Source organism: Bradyrhizobium sp. CFUWI, assembly GCF_056429085.1.
On sequence record NZ_JBWJZE010000002.1, the window covers coordinates 385,277 to 400,168 of the forward strand.

A 14,892-nucleotide genomic window follows, 5' to 3' on the forward strand; every position below is an offset into this window, starting at 1 on the left:
CCCTGTCTGAAGGGAATGTGAATAAGTCCCTGATTTCCTTCCCATTAGGAACGCGGGTTGTAATTGGCCGTTGGCGCGGACCGGCGTATGACGATATCGTGGCGTGACGGGTCGCGTGTGGATGTGTGCGGCCGGGGGTGAGTTCGATGACCTTGGCATTGTTGATCGCGGGGATTTTCGCCGTCGTGGCGGGCCTCCTTTCGATCCTGTTTGGCTTCTCCGTCAGGGAGTTCAGCCTCGGCAGTCCCCTCATAATCGCGGGCACGATCGCCGTCTGCTCCGGACTGTTACTGGTCGGTCTCTATCTCGTGGTCACGGAGCTGCGGGGCATCGCTCGCCGGCTGGCCGGTGCGCCGTCCGAGGTGCGGGTCAGGCCCGTGCTGCCGGGCCTCGCAGCATCAGGCGCCGGTGCGCCGGAGCCGCTGCCTGCCTCGGCGGCAAGGACCGAGTCGGCATCACCGCCGCCACCGCCCGCAGGCCCGCCGCCGTGGCAGAGCGAAGCCGCCGCGCGCGAACGTCCGCGCCTCGAGACGCCGCCGGAGCCGGAAGCCCCGACGCCGCCCGCGGCTCCGGAAGCGCCGCGCCGGCGCAACCTGTTGTTCGCCTCGAGCTCGCGCAAGGAGCGCGAGCGCGCGGAGGCGAAGACGACCGAGGGGGCGCCGCCGCCTCACGAAGCGCCCGCGGCGCAGGACGCTCCGCCCGCCAGTTTCGACGACGCCTGGCCGAAGCCGGAGCGCATGCGCCCGCCGGAGCCGCCGGTCGGTTCGCGCCGGCCGCCGCCGCGCTCGCCCTCTGCGGAAGCCGCTCCCCCGCCGCCGCCCGCACCCGAGCCGCCGGCCGCGCCCGAGCAGCCGCCCGTGACCGTGCTCAAGTCCGGAATCGTCGACGGCATGGCCTATTCGCTCTATTCCGATGGCTCGATCGAAGCGCAGATGCCGGAGGGCATGATGCGCTTTGCCTCCATCGACGAGCTCCGTTCCCATCTCGACCAGCGCGGCTGAGGCGGCTGCACAGAGGTCAGCGCCGCCATTGTTGCCACCTCGTCGGTCATCGACTCGTTTCGGCCTAACGCATTGTTGACAGGGAATAGTCCGGCGTCGTCTATCCCGTGGGGCGCAAGGTGGAGAGAGGGTGGGCCGATGTCGGACGCGGGGGCGAAGAATTTCATCGAGCTGACGGCGAATATCGTGTCGGCCTATCTCAGCAACAATCCGACGCCGGCTGCGGAGATTCCGAACCTGATCAGCCAGGTGCATGGCGCCCTGGTGCGGGTGTCGTCCGGCCGCGCCGAGACCGCCCCGCTCGAACCGGCCAAGCCGGCGGTCTCGCTGAAGAGGTCGATCGCGCCCGATTATCTGGTCTGCCTGGAAGACGGCAAGCGTTTCAAGTCGCTGAAGCGCCATCTGCGCACCCAGTACAACATGACGCCGGAGCAATACCGCGAGAAATGGGGCCTGCCGGCCGACTATCCCATGGTCGCGCCCAACTATGCGGTGGCGCGCTCGCAGCTGGCGAAGCAGATGGGCCTGGGGCAGCAGCAGCGGAAGAAGGGGAAGTAGCGCGGGTCACTGCTCTCGTAGGGTGGGTTAGCGCAGCGTAACCCACCACTTCTGCTTCTGCGGATAGAGAAGCGGTGGGTTACGGCTTCGCCTAACCCACCCTACGAAGCCTCTTACGTCGCTTCCGCGAGCGCCGCTTTCGCGTCTCTCTTGATGCGCTCGACCATCGAGCGCAGGCCGTTGGAGCGCTGCGGCGTCAGGTGATCGCGAAAGCCGAACTCGTCGAACACGGCGATGGCGTCGGTCGCCAGAATCTCCTGCGGCGTGCGGCCCGAATAGAGCGACAGCACGATCGCGACCAGCCCGCGTACGATATGCGCGTCGCTGTCGCCGCGATACCTCAGGATCGGAACACCCTTGCTGCGGTCGACCAGCTTCTGGAGCCAGACCTGGCTGACACAGCCGTTCACCTTGTTCTCGGCGGAGTGCTCGGCCTCCGGCATCGGTTCCAGGGTCCGGCCCAGCTCGATGACGTACCGGTAGCGGTCGTCCCACTCGTCCAGAAGCTCGAAATTGTCCCTGATTTCGTCGATCGTCGTCATGCTGGCCCAAAGTTCCCGCTTCCCGCCAATATAGGGATGCGAGGCGCCGAAATCGATAGGGTTTGACGCTAATTCGCCGGCGGGCCGCGCCATTCCAGCGCGAGGTCGTCCTGGCTCAGGGTGTCGCGCGGCGCTTCGCTCGAGGCGGCATCGCCTTCGCCGGCCATCGCGATCGAGCCGGTGTGGTCGGGGGCCTTCTTGTCGTTCTTGTCGGTCTTCTCGTTCTTGTCGTTGCTGATCTGCTCCTTCTTGTCGTTGATGATCTGGTAGATCTTGCGCGCGCCGTCCTGGGCGCGCTGGCCGATGATGGTCGCGGCCTGTCCGCCGACCTCGCAGGCCGCCGGCTGGCGCTTGCAAAATTGGGTCATGTCGGAGACGGCCGCGGTCGCAGCCTGAACCGCGTCGGCAGCGCCGATCTGCGGCAGCTTGTCCGATTCGGGCGTCTTGTCCCGTGGCAGGAGCACCAGCACCAGCCCGAGCCAGAATGTGATGCGGAGCAGAAAACGCATCTTATCGACCTGTATGATAGATCCCGTCGCGGCGATGGTCCGCGCGCGTTTCGACCTAGCAACTCTCGATAAATCGCAAGTCATTGCCTTGAGCTTAATTCGCGGAAAATCGACGCAAAATTCTTCGGGATCGACGGCGTCGTAAATTTTCCATTGACGCCGCGGCCCGTGATTCTGCCGGCAGGCATATCCACCAATTCGAAACCATCAGCGGGAACGTGAAACCCTGTGTTCACCATCCGCAGCGAAGACGTCGTCAAATCGTCTAAAAAGCCCCGCGATGTCCCGGCGTCCGGTCGCGCATCCCGCCGCCTTAGCACTCGTTTAAGGTCGCTCTGACACGGTGGCTCAACGACAAGGAGGCGTTCCGGCGCGTCTTCTACGACGATTGAGCCGAAGCGCGAGACCCGTGACAGTTTTGAGTATCATCCGCGATTGTCTCGATGCACTGCTGCATCCCTCCGCGCGTTCCGATGCGCTGATGCGAGCGCGCCACCGTGCCTTCATGGCGCCGCGGCTGCTCGGCAGCCTGGGTGCCTTTGCCGCATTCCCGGTCTATCTCGCCCTGCGGGGCGCACCGAGCGCGGTCGAGGTCGCCGCTTTCGCATGGCTGATCGCGCCGATCCTGTTGTCCTGGTTCCTGTCGCGCACCGGACGCTATGAAGGCGCGCATGTGCTGTCGTCGCTGGCGCTCGCCGGCCTGATCATGGCGGTCGCGGGCTCCACGGGCGGCATCGAATCGTTCGCCGCGGTCTGGCTGGTCGTGGTTCCGCTCGAAGCCGCGCTGTCGGCCTCGCGCCGCGTCGCCGCCTTCGCCTCCTTGCTCGCACTGTCCTGTGCGGGCCTCCTGATCCTGCTCACTCAGCTCGGCTGGCTGCCGCCCGCAGACACCAGTGCCGCGGACCGCGGCGTGCTGATGGCCTGCGGCGTCGTCTCGGCGACGCTCTATGCCGCGGGCCTTGCCTTCGGCGCGGAATCGCTCGCGCGCACCAGCGTGGCGCTGCTTGCGCGCGAAGAGGAACGCTATCGCCTGCTCGCCGGCAACATGAGCGATGTGATCTCGCGGCATCAGCGCAACGGCGCGGTGCAGTTCATCTCGCCGGCGGCGGAGGCCATGCTCGGCGTGCCCGTGGCGCAACTGCTCGGTCATGGCCTGTTCGACCGCGTCCACGTCGCCGATCGCCCGGCCTATCTCACCGCGCTGTCCGATGCCGCGCGCGGCGAGGTGCGCAGCGTCGAGTTCCGGCTGCGGCGCGAGGCTGATGGTTCGGAGCGCGGTCAGGTCGATTTTCTCTGGGTCCAGATGCGCTGCCGTCCGCGCGATCGGGTTACGGGCCATAATCCGTATAGAGTCGTCACACGTGAGGCCGACGTCGTCGCCGTGATGCGCGACGTCACCGACCACAAGCTGTCCGAGCAGGCGCTCGAGCAGGCGCGCAGCGCCGCCGAAGCGGCCGATGCCGCCAAGACGCGCTTCCTCGCCACCATGAGTCACGAGCTGCGGACGCCGCTGAACGCCATCATCGGCTTCTCCGAGATGATCGCGCAGGAGCAGACCCTGATGCTGGGCGCGGCCCAGCGCCGGGAATATGCCCAGCTCATCAACGATTCCGGCCAGCATCTGCTGTCGGTCGTCAACGGCATCCTGGACATGTCGAAGATGGAATCGGGCAATTTCGAGATCGCGTCCGAGCCGTTCGCGCCGCGCGCCTCGCTCTTGCATTGCTGCAATCTCCTGGCGCTGAAGGCGCGGGAAAACGGCGTCGACCTCGTCACCGACGCGCCGCACGACCTGCCTGTCATGACCGGCGATCCCAGGGCCTTCAAGCAGATCGTGCTCAATCTCGTCGCCAACGCCATCAAGTTCACCGAGCGCGGCGGTCAGGTTTCCGTTTCCGCCGCGGTGACCGGTTCGCAGCTGATGCTGCGCATCAGCGACACCGGCGTCGGCATCGCGCCCGACGATCTCAAGCGTATCGGCGCGCCGTTCTTCCAGGCGGGCAGGACCTATCAGCGCCGTCACGAAGGCACCGGCCTCGGATTGTCGATCGTGAAGAGCCTCGTGGCGTTGCATCTCGGTGAATTGACGGTACAAAGCAGCCTGGGTGAGGGCACCGCCGTCACCGTCAGGCTGCCGCTCGTCTACACGCCGCCGCAAGTCAAGCCGGCCGAGAGCAAGATCGCGACGCTGACGCCGGTGCTGCGCCAGGAACTTCAAGGTCAGGAGCTTCAAGACCAAGCTCACGACCAGTCTCAGGACCAACCCACTCTGGTGAAGAAAAGTGCCTAAGAAGTCTGCCAAGGACGAAGCCGCTCCGCGCCGCCGTGGTGCCAAGGCCGCGACTGTCGATGTCGAGACCGAGCGCAACCTCGTGATGCGCGTTCTGCTGCACAGCCCCAAGGACACGCTGGCCGGTCTCGTCGCCGTCGCTGCGATCGGCGCGATCGTTGCCAATGCCCTGTTCCTGCAGACCGGCCGGCACCCGGCGCCGATGTTCGGCACCGTGATCAATCTGCCTGCGCCGTCATCGATGCAGCTGTCGAACCCCTTGCCGCGTCCGCGCCCCGTCGGCGCCGATACCTCGCCGCTGGAGCCGCGCGCGACCGAGTTCCGCGCCGAGCCCAAACCTGCCGAGCGCGCCGCCGAGAAGGCGCCGGAGAAACCCGTCGAGGCGACCGCATCGACGCGCGCGAACGATCCCATGACCAATCTGGTCAAGGCGACGACCTCGACGCCGCCGTCCGCCATGCGCCCGCCGGCCCCGATCCCCGTGCCGCAGAGCCCGGCCGCGCGGCGTATCGCCGGCGTGCAGCGCGCGTTGTCCGAATACGGCTACGGCAATCTGAAGATCACGGGCACGATGAGCGGCGAGACCCAGTCCGCGATCCAGAAGTTCGAGCGCGAGCACAAGATGCAGGTCACCGGCCAGCTGTCCGATCGGCTGCTGCGCGAGCTCGGCGCCGCGATCGGCCACCCCGTCGAATAGAGCGCATCCCCGCTGTCATTGACGCGGATCAACTTGCGGCATCGCGCGAGGCTGCGTCCCGCCGGCGCGATTTGCTTGGGATCAATGACGGCCGCCGGCTTCGGGGATCATGATCGCCCATCTTCAACGAAGAAGAGAGGGTGCCATGTTCAAGGTCTCCATTCTGGTCTGGATCATGCTGGGTACGGTGCTGGCGGGCGTCAGCCTGATCGTCGTGCTGATGGTGCCGAGCTTCGCCGCCGACTCCATCAGGAACATCCCCTACGCTGTCGCCGTCGGCTTTGCGCTCGCAATGCCGCTGTCATACCTCGTCGCGCGCCAGATCAATGGCGGGCAAGGGCAAGGCATCGGCAAGGCGTGACAATCGGACGCTGACACTGGCGGCGCGCGTCACGCTGGCCTATCGTTCGACTCATGCGTTTGAAATCCAACATATGGGTCGCCGCCTATCTGCGCCGGTGCCAGACCGAAGGCGTGTTCGGCGCGGTGCGCCGTCGCGGTGCCGAGGAGGCAGGCGCGGTGTTCGTGAAGGTGTCGCTGCTCAACGGCCATGCGATGCTCTACGTGCCGGCCCCGCAGACCTCTTACGACGACGGCCGCCCGGTCGATCGCTTCTTCGTGCCGGTCGCGCCGCAAGCTCTGCCGGAGCACACCGTCGAGGAACGGCTGATCAGGGAAATCCGCTTCGATCCGGACGCCTGGATCGTCGAGACCGAGGATCGCGCCGGACGGCATTTTCTGGAGCTGGCGAAGACGTAGCTGCTGCCCCGCCGTCATTGCGAGCGTAGCGAAGCAATCCAGAATCCGTCCGCAGAGCGACTCTGGATTGCTTCGTCGCAAGAGCTCCTCGCAATGACGAACTCGGATGCCGCGCCCACCACGCTCAGCGTCAGCGCGCGAACGGGATCACCGCTCCGACGACCCGCCGGTGCCCTTCCGCACCGCCGGCATCGCACCCGGCTGTACGCCCGGCCGCGTCTGGGCCGCGCCGGCGCGCGCGCGCTGGCGTTCGCCGTCGTGCAGGGATGGCTGGTACTTGGCGCGGGTGACGGCGAGCGTCGAGCCGCGCCAGGCCGCCAGCATTACCAGCGCCGAGCGATCGCCGAGGCGGTCGTAGAGCCGCGCCAGCCGGTACACCTCGTTCACGGAATTGCCGATCTCCGGCTTGAAGAACAGCAGGATGCGCTGAAAGTTCGGGCTCGGCATGTCGAGCGCGCGCGCCGCGACCGCGAGGGCTTCGCCGCCGGCATCGTCGACGATCTGGGCTGCGACGCGCGAGGGCAGGATCAGGCTGTCGCCGAGCTCCAGGGCGAAGCTCTCGACGTCGCCCGCGATCGCCGCCATCTCCAGGATCTGAATCGCACGCTTGGCACGCACGGTCGGGATCCGCGGCGCGGCCTTCAGCGGGGTCTGCGCCAGGTTGTGCAGGATCAGCGCGCGCTCGGATGGGCCGGCGCCGAAGAACATGTCGTGGATCTCGGCGGCGTCCTTCGGCTGCATCGCCATGTTGGCTGCCATGCGCCGCTCGGCATCGCTCGGCGTGCGGGCCGGGGAGGCGGGCGGGGCGGGCGCCGGAATCTCGCGGGCGAGCGGAACCCTGCGGCCTTCCTGTGCTGCGACCAGCCCGAGCTTCTGCAACACCGGGACGGGCGTCTGCGGATAGATCGCGAGCTTGGTCTTGACGGCCGCGCGTGTCGCATCGTCGACCTGGTCGATCAGCCGTGTCGCAAGCTCGGTAAATTGACGCTGCTCGTCGTCGCTGTGGATGCGCGTCTGGACATAGAGGTCGGTCAGCACGCGCAGTAGCGTCGGCCGAACATCGACGCCTTCGCGACGGGAGAGGGACATCAGCCCGTCGAATCCGGGAAACAGCGACTTGGTCATGGAGAGATACGCGACCTGGAAAAGATACTCGTCCCCAGCCTAGCGCAGGCTCCTTTAAAGGCTCGTTAAGGAAAACGAGGCGTGAAGGCCGCTGCTTGCTTTGGAGCAATCTCGTCCCTGAACGGGACGCAGCGGCCGGCCCGTGCGGCTACGGTCCGAACCCGACGTTTACACCCCGTTAACCATGAGCTGATCTTAATGAATTGCATGTTGCACGGGCGCGTTCGGTCGCGCGGCAATTGAAGAGAGCTGACATGGGGACCATCATTGAATTTCCGGCCGGTCGCCGGGTGGGCTCGTCGGGGGATGTCGCTCCGCGCCCGGACATGGGAACGATCCTGATCCTTCCCGTCATCCGTATCGAGCGCGAGGCAGATGAAACCAGCGGCGACCGCGACCCTGAGCAGGGCACCGCGCCGGGGCGCCGTCGTCGCCGTCGCTGACATCCGGCTTCATGCAATGCCGGACACCGTCCGCCAGACCCGGCCCGTCAGATCGGCCGTCCTGCTCGCGCTGCTCGCCGCCACGCTCGGCGCGTGCAGCGGCGGCGATTTCGGCCGCACCCGCGCCGACATGCGCAGCGACGACATGCATCGCTGGCTGGGCGCGGAGGTCACGTCCAGCGTCGGCCTGAGGCCGTCGCAATTCCAGCTCACCGACGAGGAGCGCCAGCTGCGCGACCTCGCTTATCCCATGATCGAGCCGCCGCTGTCGCGCCCCGCATGGAAGAGCGTGTTCGGCGACTACAAGGCGTTGCCCTCGCCCTGGCGGCAGAAGGTCGTGTTCGACCGCACCATGTACGGACGCACGCTGATCGACGAGCCGCACCGCTCGCACTCCTCGCGCTATGCGCAGCTGATCGAGGATGTGCGCAACGACATCACCCGCTTCGAGCCGTTCTTCGCCTCGGCGATCCGAGTCATCGACCTCGACAGGAAGCGCGATGCCAGCATGGCCCGCGTCTCCGCGCTCTCGCCGAGAGAGAGGGACGACGCGGTCGCGCGCATGCAGGAGAACTCGCTGATCGTGCAGTGGGTGCAGCAATGCCTGGAGCAGCGTGTCTCGTCCTACCGCTGGGCGCTGGAGCGGCTGGTGATCCAGGCCCCCGACGGCATGGCCGCCGATGCCGACCGCCTGATCGGCGAGCTCGCCGCCCAGACCGCCAACCCGCCGGTCCAGGCGCAACCGCCCTACGGCCGCGCGGTCATCTCGAAGGGCTGAGCGCGCGGGCCCGCCGCCCGTCAGCGCGGGCGATCGTGCCGCGGCTTGCCGGCGCGACCGGGCCGGACCCGGCTGTCCCCCCGCAATTCCTGGCCCCTCATGCCGGACGGGCCGTCGAACGCCCCTTGAGCGCGTCCGGGAACCGCATTGATAGCGCTTGTCCTTCCCGGCCGGAGGGATAGGATTGTCTCGTTTCTTCAAAGTCATTTATCCCAAGGTTCTTCGAGATGAGCTTAGACGCAGCGCATCCTTTCAAGAGCCGTCTGGATGTTTCCCCGCGCCACCTGCTGGCACTTGCCATTCTGCTCGGATCGGCCGGCTCGGCCGCCGCGCTGACCAAGGAGGCGGCGATCGAGAATTGCCGGATGAGCGTCGGCAAGCCGATCGTGCAGGCCTGCATGCGCGCAGGCGGAGGCGCCAATCTCGAAGCCTGCCGCGCCAAGGCATCGCCTCAGGTCAGGGCCTGTGTGATGGCGACGCTGAATGCCGCCAATGGCCGCGCCAACGTCGCAGTCGAGCTTCCCAAGGAAGCGGCACCCAAGCTCGAACCCGGCACGGCGCTGCCGAAGGATTTCGTCGCGCCGCCCCGCACCATCGCCGACATCACCGCGATCCTCGACAGCGAAAAGCCCGACTCGAAACTGCTCGCGGAGCTGAAGGCGGACGCGGATTCGACACCGACCGGAAAGGAATCCCGCGCGGATCTCGCGCAGTTCCATTTCGACCGCGCCAATGCGCGCGCGCAGCTCGGCCGGCTCGCCGAATCCATCGCCGACGCCAGCAAAGCCGTCGAGATCGGCCGTGGTGCGGTCGAGGCCAACATGATGGGCCGCCTGCAGCAGCTTCTCTCGATGCAATACGCCGCAGCCGGTGATCCAAAACGATCGCTCGAGGTCATCCAGCGCCTGTTGCGTGAGACGGCCACCCAGCCGGGGGCCAAGGGCTATCAATTGAGCGCCAACAGGTCCATCGCCGCCAACCTCATCCAGATGGGCGATGTCGCCCAGGCAGAAGCCTATCTGCGCCGCACCCAGGCCGTGATCCAGGAAGCGCGCACCAGCGGTCATCCGGGCTGGCGTGCTTCCTACGCGCGCCTGGGACAGAACTGGGAAGGGGAGCTCGAAGCCACACGGGCCCTGATCTTCGAAGCGCGCGGGCAGTTCGCGGAGGCCGAGGCCGCCTATCGCGTGGCCGAGCAGCGCAAGCGGGCGGGCATGAAGGGCGTGATGGACTCCGACAATCCCCCGGCGGAGACCGTCATGCTGCAGGCAATCGACAACCTCGTGCTCAGCCAGGCTCGCATGAAGGCGCGGCAGGGCCGGCTGGCCGAAGCCGAGGTCGACGCACGCCGCGCGCTGCTCTCGCGCCTGAAGGATACCGGCAAGTACAATCCGGTGACGCCGCGCTACGTGATGGGACTCGGCGGAATTCTGGTCGAGCAGGGCCGCTACGAGGAAGCCGAGCAATTGGGCCGTGTCGCCCTGGAGATCAACAGGACCGTCGGCGTGCCGGACGATTCCCATTCGACGGTGCAGTTGCTGGCGCAGCTCGCCGGCATCCTGACGCTCGAGCGCAAGAATGCCGAAGCAAACGAGCTGTTCGGGCGCATCGACCGAGCGATCGCCAATTGGGAACCACAGCGCCGCCAGGTGTTCGAGCTCAATCCATCTCGCATCATGTCGCTGTACAGCTCCGGGCAACTCGACGCGGGCATTGCCGCCGCCGAGCAGCTCGTCAAGAAGCAGATCGCGCGGGTCGGAGAAAATCATTTCGACGCCGCGGCAGCGCGCGGCACCCTGGCCGTCGGCCTGATGCGCGCAAGGCGCGATGCCGAGGCGATCCGCGAGTACAAGGCCGCCATTCCGATCATGATGGCGGGCGCCAACGAAAACGCCGATGACGAGAATACGACGGTGGTCGCCGCGCGCAGCCAGCGGCTGCAGACCATCGTCGAGAGCTATTTGATGCTGCTTGCCAGGGCCGAAGGCACCGGCAAGGATATCGGCGAGGAGACGTTCAGCCTCGCCGACGCCATTCGTGGCCGTTCGGTCCAGCAGGCGCTGGCGGCGTCGAGTGCGCGTGCGGCGGCCAAGGATCCCGCGCTCGCCGAGCTCGTGCGCAAGGAGCAGGATCTGACCAAGCAGGTCAACGCCCAGCTCGGCACGCTCAACAATGTGCTCGCGCTGCCCTCGGCGGAACGGGACGAGAAGGGCGTTGCGCAGATCCAGGCCTCGATCACAGCGTTGCGCGGGCAGCGCGACAAGGCGCGCCAGGAGATCAAGCAGAAGTTCCCGATCTACGCCGATCTCGTCTCGCCCAGGCCGCCGAGTGTCGCCGAGATCCGCGCCATTCTGGCCGATAACGAGGCCATGCTGTCGTTCTATTTCGGCCAGAACGGCAGCTTCGTCTGGGCGGTGCCGAAGTCGGGACCGGTGGCGTTCGCCGCCGTGCCTGCCAAGATCGGCGACATCGAGAGCAAGATCCGCAAGCTGCGCGAAGCCCTCGAGCCGCAGGCGGCGATGATCTCGGACATTCCGCCCTTCGACCTCGCACTCGGCTACGAGCTCTACGATCTTCTGCTCAGACCCGTCGAGAGCGGATGGAAGCCGGCCAAGAACCTCATCGTCGTGACCAATGGCGCGCTCGGGCTGCTGCCGCTGTCCCTGTTGCCCACGGCACCGGCACAGGTGGCCGCCGACGAGGACCCGCTCTTTGTCGGCTATCGCAACGTGCCGTGGCTGGCGCGAACCCATGCGGTGTCGACGGTACCGTCCGCGGCGGCGTTGCGCACGCTCCGGCAATTGCCGCCGGGCAAGCCCGGCCGCGGCGACCTCGTCGCCTTCGGCGATCCCTATTTCAACAGGGATCAGCAGGCCGAGGCGGACGGCGCCGGGGAGAAGATCCAGGTCGCCGACGCCGGCGGCAATGTCACGCGCGGTGGCCCGCTGAAGCGGCGCAACAGTCCGAAGCTGGACGGCGTCGACAGCGCCGAGCTCGGTTTGCTGCCCCGGCTTCCCGATACCGCGGACGAGCTGAAATCGATCGCGCTGGCGCTGCAGGCCGATCCCTCGAAGGTGCTGTTCCTCGGCAAGAACGCCACCGAGAGCGCGGTGAAGACCATGACTCTGTCCGGCTTCAAGATCCTGGCCTTTGCCACCCACGGTCTCGTCCCCGGCGAGCTGAACGGGCTCACGCAGCCGGCGCTCGCTTTGTCCTCGCCGGCGGTGACGGGCGAAGGCGGCGACGGCCTCCTGACCATGGAGGAAATCCTCGGCCTCAAGCTCGATGCGGACTGGGTGATCCTGTCGGCCTGCAACACAGGCGCGGGCGCCGGCGCAGGGGCCGAGGCGGCATCCGGACTCGGGCGCGCGTTCTTCTACGCCGGCACGCGTGCGCTGCTGGTGACGAACTGGTCGGTGCATTCGCAATCGGCGCGGCAATTGGTGACGGATCTGTTCAAGCGGCAGGCCGACGATCCGAAACTGTCGCGCAGCGAGGCGCTGCGCCAGGCGGCGATGGCCCTCGTCGATGGCCCCGGCTATCTCAGCAGCGAGGGCAAGACCGAGTTTGCCTATGCGCATCCGCTGTTCTGGGCGCCGTACACGATCATCGGCGATGGCGGTCTGCGTTGACGAACGGGGGAAGGGGTGTACGGAAATGAAGCGGAATGTCTTGCTGGGCGTTGTTGCCGCAGGTCTGTTGTTCTCGGGACCATCGCGTGCCACGCCATTGATCACGGAGGAGGAAGCCAAGCTGCCGCCTCCGAAAGGCGCGGTGGCCGTGGAGCAACGCGGCATCATGCGCGGTCCCAAGGTCGAGTTCGTCTCGCCGGGCGATTCCGCGAGTTCACCTCTGCCGCTGGTCTTGAAATTCCAGTCCTATGGCGGGGCAAAGATCGATCCGGCATCGGTCAAGATGATCTTCCTCCGGACGCCGAACGTGGACCTCACCCCGCGGGTCAAGCCCTTCGTGAAGGCGGACGGCATCAACATGCAGGATGCGGAGGTGCCGCCCGGCGAATACATGGTGCGCGTCGATATCAAGGACAGTGATGGCCGTTCGGGCACGACCGTCTTTACGCTCAAGGTCGCACCCAAGTGAGGTGTCCCTATTGCCAGGCGGGGATCGGGGAGGGGGCGCTTGTCTGCGCGTCCTGCGGGCGCGACATCGCCGTTCCCGCGACGCTGATTGCGGAGCGTGACGATCTCCTGCGCAAGCGCCAAGAGCTCCGCGACGAGCTGAAACGGGCCAGAGACGAGGCCGAGGCCTTCATGAGGCGGAGGCATTCGCGTTAGCGATGGAATGTCCGTTCTGCGCCGAGACGATCAAGGACGAAGCCATTGCGTGCAAGCACTGCTCGCGCGACCTGCGCGTGGTGCGGCCGACCCTGCTCGAGATCGAAGAGATCGTCGCCGATCTGGACAGGCTCAGGCGTGATCTCGACCGGATCAATGTCCGGCTCGAACGGTACAGGAATCCGCTGCGCTATTTCACCACGCATGCGGTTCTCTACGTCGCGATACCGTCCCTTCTTCTGGTGATCGCGCACGTGCTCGTGACCATCACTTTCAACCTGTCGCCGATCCCGCTTCGGATCGCGTCCATCGTCATACCGCTGCTGTTCGGATTCGCGGCCTACCCGCTGCACCGGGTTTCGGCCTTGACGGCCTTGGTGCTGGCGTTCCTTTCGGCAGCCGTCAGCGTCCTGTCGATGCTGACGGTCACGGGAATTCACGATCATGTTCCGATCCTGCCGGAAGCCTGGATCGAATGGCGCGAAGTGTTCGAATATGGCGCCAGCATCCTGCTTGCCTTCGTCTCCGGAAACATCCTCAGCGTCGTGATCTTCCAGGTGCTGCCGCGCGTGCTGACCCAGGGCGGCAAGCCGAACGCGTTCGCCTTCCGCGTGGCGCGCCTGCTCGGGCAGCACGTCGGCGAGGAGCAACTGCGCCGCCGCGCCCGCTTGATCCAGGACCTGATGCAGACCGTCGGCCCGCTGGCCGGCGTCGCCGCGACCGCCGTCGGCTCCATCTATGCCGGCCTGAAGGGTCTGCTGGGATAGTCCGGCCTCTCACCCCGGCGCGCGGTCCGGGCCCGCGACTGCGAGCGCTGCCGCCGTGGAGGGCATTTAGCGGCCGCGGCACTGCGAGAATCCGCTTGCGAACTGGACAGCCGACCCCTGGTCACGCATGCTTGATCCGGATCAACAAGCGCCGCCGGCTCCGGGATATGTTAGAAAGGAGGCGTTGCGGCCCGAAAGGTAAAGTCGATCTTGATGCGGTTCGTCCGTACCATCCTGGCATTCGCCATCGCCATGTCGCTGGCGATGCTGCCGGCTGGCGTGTCCGCATCCAGCCTTGCCATGTCGTCGGACGACATGCAGATGGCGATGCAGATGGGCGGCGACGCCGAGATGGCGATGGACGATTGCTGTCCCGACATGAAGGGAACGCCGTCCCAGACCGGCGACTACGAATGCGGGATGGGCTTCTGCTGCGTCAGCGGGCTCGTTGCGCTCGATGACGTCAGGCCCGTCGCCTTCGGCCATTTCGCCGTCGCGGCGAGCACGATCGCCATCCCTGAGGACCAGGTCGTCTCCGTCCGCGGCGGCAGTCCTCCCTTCCGGCCTCCTCGAATCTGATCTCGCCCAGCCCCAAGACGCGAGCGGCATTGCCTGCGCGCGTCGACGACTGACGTGTGCGCCATGCGCCACGGCGAAAGATCAGATCATGAGGACAGGACAATGCTTTCCAAATTCAGCACAGCGGCTCTCGCCGCCACCCTTTCGCTTGCCGCTTCCGCCGCCATGGCGGGCGCCGGCGACTACGCCTTCGAGCCCGTCAACGCGCAGATGAAGAAGGGCGACGATGTCACGCTCTCGGTTCGCCTGACCAACAAGCAGACCGGCAAGCCGGTGGCGGACGCCGTCATCTTCAAGACCCGCGTCGACATGGCCCCGGACGGGATGGCCGAGATGGAATCGGCCGTGGCGCCGCTGCCGTCGAAGGAGCCGGGCGTCTACGCCTTCAAGACCGATCTGCCGATGGCCGGCCGTTACCAGGTCACGCTGTCGGCCAAGGTGCAGGGCGAGCCCGAGACCGTCACCGGCAAGGTGATCGTCACGGCGACCAAGTGAGCGTGCGGACGCCGCCCGCGGCGTCCGGACTTCTCCGTTCCACTCAGATGGACG

General features: G+C 66.6%; 16 protein-coding genes. 13 read left to right on the forward strand and 3 right to left on the reverse strand.

What is annotated here, in order from left to right:
- Positions 1–146 precede the first annotated feature (146 nt).
- The gene (locus AC066S_RS05565) at positions 147–1,001 is read left to right on the forward strand and encodes a DUF308 domain-containing protein (RefSeq protein WP_478269121.1); all 855 of its coding nucleotides are present in this window, start codon (positions 147–149) and stop codon (positions 999–1,001) included.
- A 138-nt stretch (positions 1,002–1,139) separates the two neighbouring features.
- On the forward strand, positions 1,140–1,559 hold the full coding sequence (locus AC066S_RS05570; protein WP_126256224.1) for a Ros/MucR family transcriptional regulator: 420 nt from the start codon (positions 1,140–1,142) through the stop codon (positions 1,557–1,559).
- A gap of 113 nt (positions 1,560–1,672) precedes the next feature.
- Here the strand turns inward: AC066S_RS05570 and AC066S_RS05575 are convergent, their stop codons facing one another.
- Both AC066S_RS05575 and AC066S_RS05580 read right to left on the reverse strand, forming a co-directional pair.
- Complete coding sequence (locus AC066S_RS05575) at positions 1,673–2,101, reverse strand: SufE family protein (RefSeq protein ID WP_478269122.1); 429 nt, start codon at positions 2,099–2,101, stop codon at positions 1,673–1,675.
- Positions 2,102–2,169: 68 nt separating this feature from the next.
- Positions 2,170–2,610: a DUF5330 domain-containing protein gene (locus tag AC066S_RS05580; RefSeq protein WP_126256220.1), complete on the reverse strand. Its 441-nt coding sequence runs from the start codon at positions 2,608–2,610 to the stop codon at positions 2,170–2,172.
- A gap of 409 nt (positions 2,611–3,019) precedes the next feature.
- Here AC066S_RS05580 and AC066S_RS05585 point away from each other — a divergent pair, with 409 nt between their 5' ends.
- The 4 genes from AC066S_RS05585 to AC066S_RS05600 all read left to right on the forward strand — a co-directional run bounded on the left by AC066S_RS05585 (position 3,020) and on the right by AC066S_RS05600 (position 6,356).
- The gene (locus AC066S_RS05585; RefSeq protein ID WP_478269123.1) at positions 3,020–4,900 is read left to right on the forward strand and encodes a sensor histidine kinase; all 1,881 of its coding nucleotides are present in this window, start codon (positions 3,020–3,022) and stop codon (positions 4,898–4,900) included.
- The gene (locus AC066S_RS05590) at positions 4,893–5,597 is read left to right on the forward strand and encodes a peptidoglycan-binding domain-containing protein (protein WP_135168079.1); all 705 of its coding nucleotides are present in this window, start codon (positions 4,893–4,895) and stop codon (positions 5,595–5,597) included. Before AC066S_RS05585 ends, AC066S_RS05590 begins: the two co-directional genes overlap by 8 nt.
- Before the next feature lie 145 nt (positions 5,598–5,742).
- Entirely contained in the window at positions 5,743–5,958 is a 216-nt protein-coding gene (locus AC066S_RS05595; RefSeq protein WP_167767328.1) for a hypothetical protein, read from the forward strand.
- Positions 5,959–6,011: 53 nt separating this feature from the next.
- Positions 6,012–6,356 (forward strand): DUF1491 family protein, encoded by a 345-nt coding sequence (locus AC066S_RS05600; RefSeq protein ID WP_126256213.1) that lies wholly within the window; start codon positions 6,012–6,014, stop codon positions 6,354–6,356.
- Positions 6,357–6,503: 147 nt separating this feature from the next.
- On the opposite strand, the gene AC066S_RS05605 is transcribed toward AC066S_RS05600, so the two are convergent.
- A complete protein-coding gene (locus AC066S_RS05605) occupies positions 6,504–7,481 on the reverse strand; it encodes a DUF2336 domain-containing protein (protein WP_478269124.1) in 978 nt (325 codons plus the stop codon).
- A 254-nt stretch (positions 7,482–7,735) separates the two neighbouring features.
- Between AC066S_RS05605 and AC066S_RS05610 the strand changes: the two genes are divergently transcribed.
- The 7 genes from AC066S_RS05610 (at position 7,736) to AC066S_RS05640 (ending at position 14,838) form a co-directional block, all read left to right on the forward strand.
- Positions 7,736–7,924 (forward strand): hypothetical protein, encoded by a 189-nt coding sequence (locus tag AC066S_RS05610; RefSeq protein WP_126256209.1) that lies wholly within the window; start codon positions 7,736–7,738, stop codon positions 7,922–7,924.
- Positions 7,925–7,940: 16 nt separating this feature from the next.
- Positions 7,941–8,702 carry a hypothetical protein gene (locus AC066S_RS05615; RefSeq protein ID WP_135168105.1) on the forward strand — a complete coding sequence of 254 codons (762 nt, stop codon included), beginning with the start codon at positions 7,941–7,943 and terminating at the stop codon, positions 8,700–8,702.
- Between the two features lie 227 nt (positions 8,703–8,929).
- Positions 8,930–12,334: a CHAT domain-containing protein gene (locus AC066S_RS05620; protein WP_478269125.1), complete on the forward strand. Its 3,405-nt coding sequence runs from the start codon at positions 8,930–8,932 to the stop codon at positions 12,332–12,334.
- Positions 12,335–12,359: 25 nt separating this feature from the next.
- On the forward strand, positions 12,360–12,803 hold the full coding sequence (locus AC066S_RS05625) for a hypothetical protein (RefSeq protein ID WP_135168107.1): 444 nt from the start codon (positions 12,360–12,362) through the stop codon (positions 12,801–12,803).
- 196 nt (positions 12,804–12,999) lie between these two features.
- Entirely contained in the window at positions 13,000–13,764 is a 765-nt protein-coding gene (locus AC066S_RS05630; RefSeq protein ID WP_478269126.1) for a hypothetical protein, read from the forward strand.
- Between the two features lie 213 nt (positions 13,765–13,977).
- The gene (locus tag AC066S_RS05635) at positions 13,978–14,343 is read left to right on the forward strand and encodes a hypothetical protein (RefSeq protein ID WP_478269322.1); all 366 of its coding nucleotides are present in this window, start codon (positions 13,978–13,980) and stop codon (positions 14,341–14,343) included.
- Between the two features lie 102 nt (positions 14,344–14,445).
- Positions 14,446–14,838, forward strand: a complete 393-nt coding sequence (locus AC066S_RS05640) for a FixH family protein (RefSeq protein ID WP_126256201.1) — start codon at positions 14,446–14,448, stop codon at positions 14,836–14,838.
- Positions 14,839–14,892: the final 54 nt, after the last annotated feature.

Coding starts and splice junctions, on each gene's coding strand:
- AC066S_RS05565 (WP_478269121.1), top strand. CDS start 147: ATGACCTTGGCATTGTTGATCGCGGGGATTTTCGCCGTCGTGGCGGGC.
- AC066S_RS05570 (WP_126256224.1), top strand. CDS start 1,140: ATGTCGGACGCGGGGGCGAAGAATTTCATCGAGCTGACGGCGAATATC.
- AC066S_RS05575 (WP_478269122.1), bottom strand. CDS start 2,101: ATGACGACGATCGACGAAATCAGGGACAATTTCGAGCTTCTGGACGAG.
- AC066S_RS05580 (WP_126256220.1), bottom strand. CDS start 2,610: ATGCGTTTTCTGCTCCGCATCACATTCTGGCTCGGGCTGGTGCTGGTG.
- AC066S_RS05595 (WP_167767328.1), top strand. CDS start 5,743: ATGTTCAAGGTCTCCATTCTGGTCTGGATCATGCTGGGTACGGTGCTG.
- AC066S_RS05600 (WP_126256213.1), top strand. CDS start 6,012: ATGCGTTTGAAATCCAACATATGGGTCGCCGCCTATCTGCGCCGGTGC.
- AC066S_RS05605 (WP_478269124.1), bottom strand. CDS start 7,481: ATGACCAAGTCGCTGTTTCCCGGATTCGACGGGCTGATGTCCCTCTCC.
- AC066S_RS05610 (WP_126256209.1), top strand. CDS start 7,736: ATGGGGACCATCATTGAATTTCCGGCCGGTCGCCGGGTGGGCTCGTCG.
- AC066S_RS05615 (WP_135168105.1), top strand. CDS start 7,941: ATGCCGGACACCGTCCGCCAGACCCGGCCCGTCAGATCGGCCGTCCTG.
- AC066S_RS05620 (WP_478269125.1), top strand. CDS start 8,930: ATGAGCTTAGACGCAGCGCATCCTTTCAAGAGCCGTCTGGATGTTTCC.
- AC066S_RS05625 (WP_135168107.1), top strand. CDS start 12,360: ATGAAGCGGAATGTCTTGCTGGGCGTTGTTGCCGCAGGTCTGTTGTTC.
- AC066S_RS05630 (WP_478269126.1), top strand. CDS start 13,000: ATGGAATGTCCGTTCTGCGCCGAGACGATCAAGGACGAAGCCATTGCG.
- AC066S_RS05635 (WP_478269322.1), top strand. CDS start 13,978: ATGCGGTTCGTCCGTACCATCCTGGCATTCGCCATCGCCATGTCGCTG.
- AC066S_RS05640 (WP_126256201.1), top strand. CDS start 14,446: ATGCTTTCCAAATTCAGCACAGCGGCTCTCGCCGCCACCCTTTCGCTT.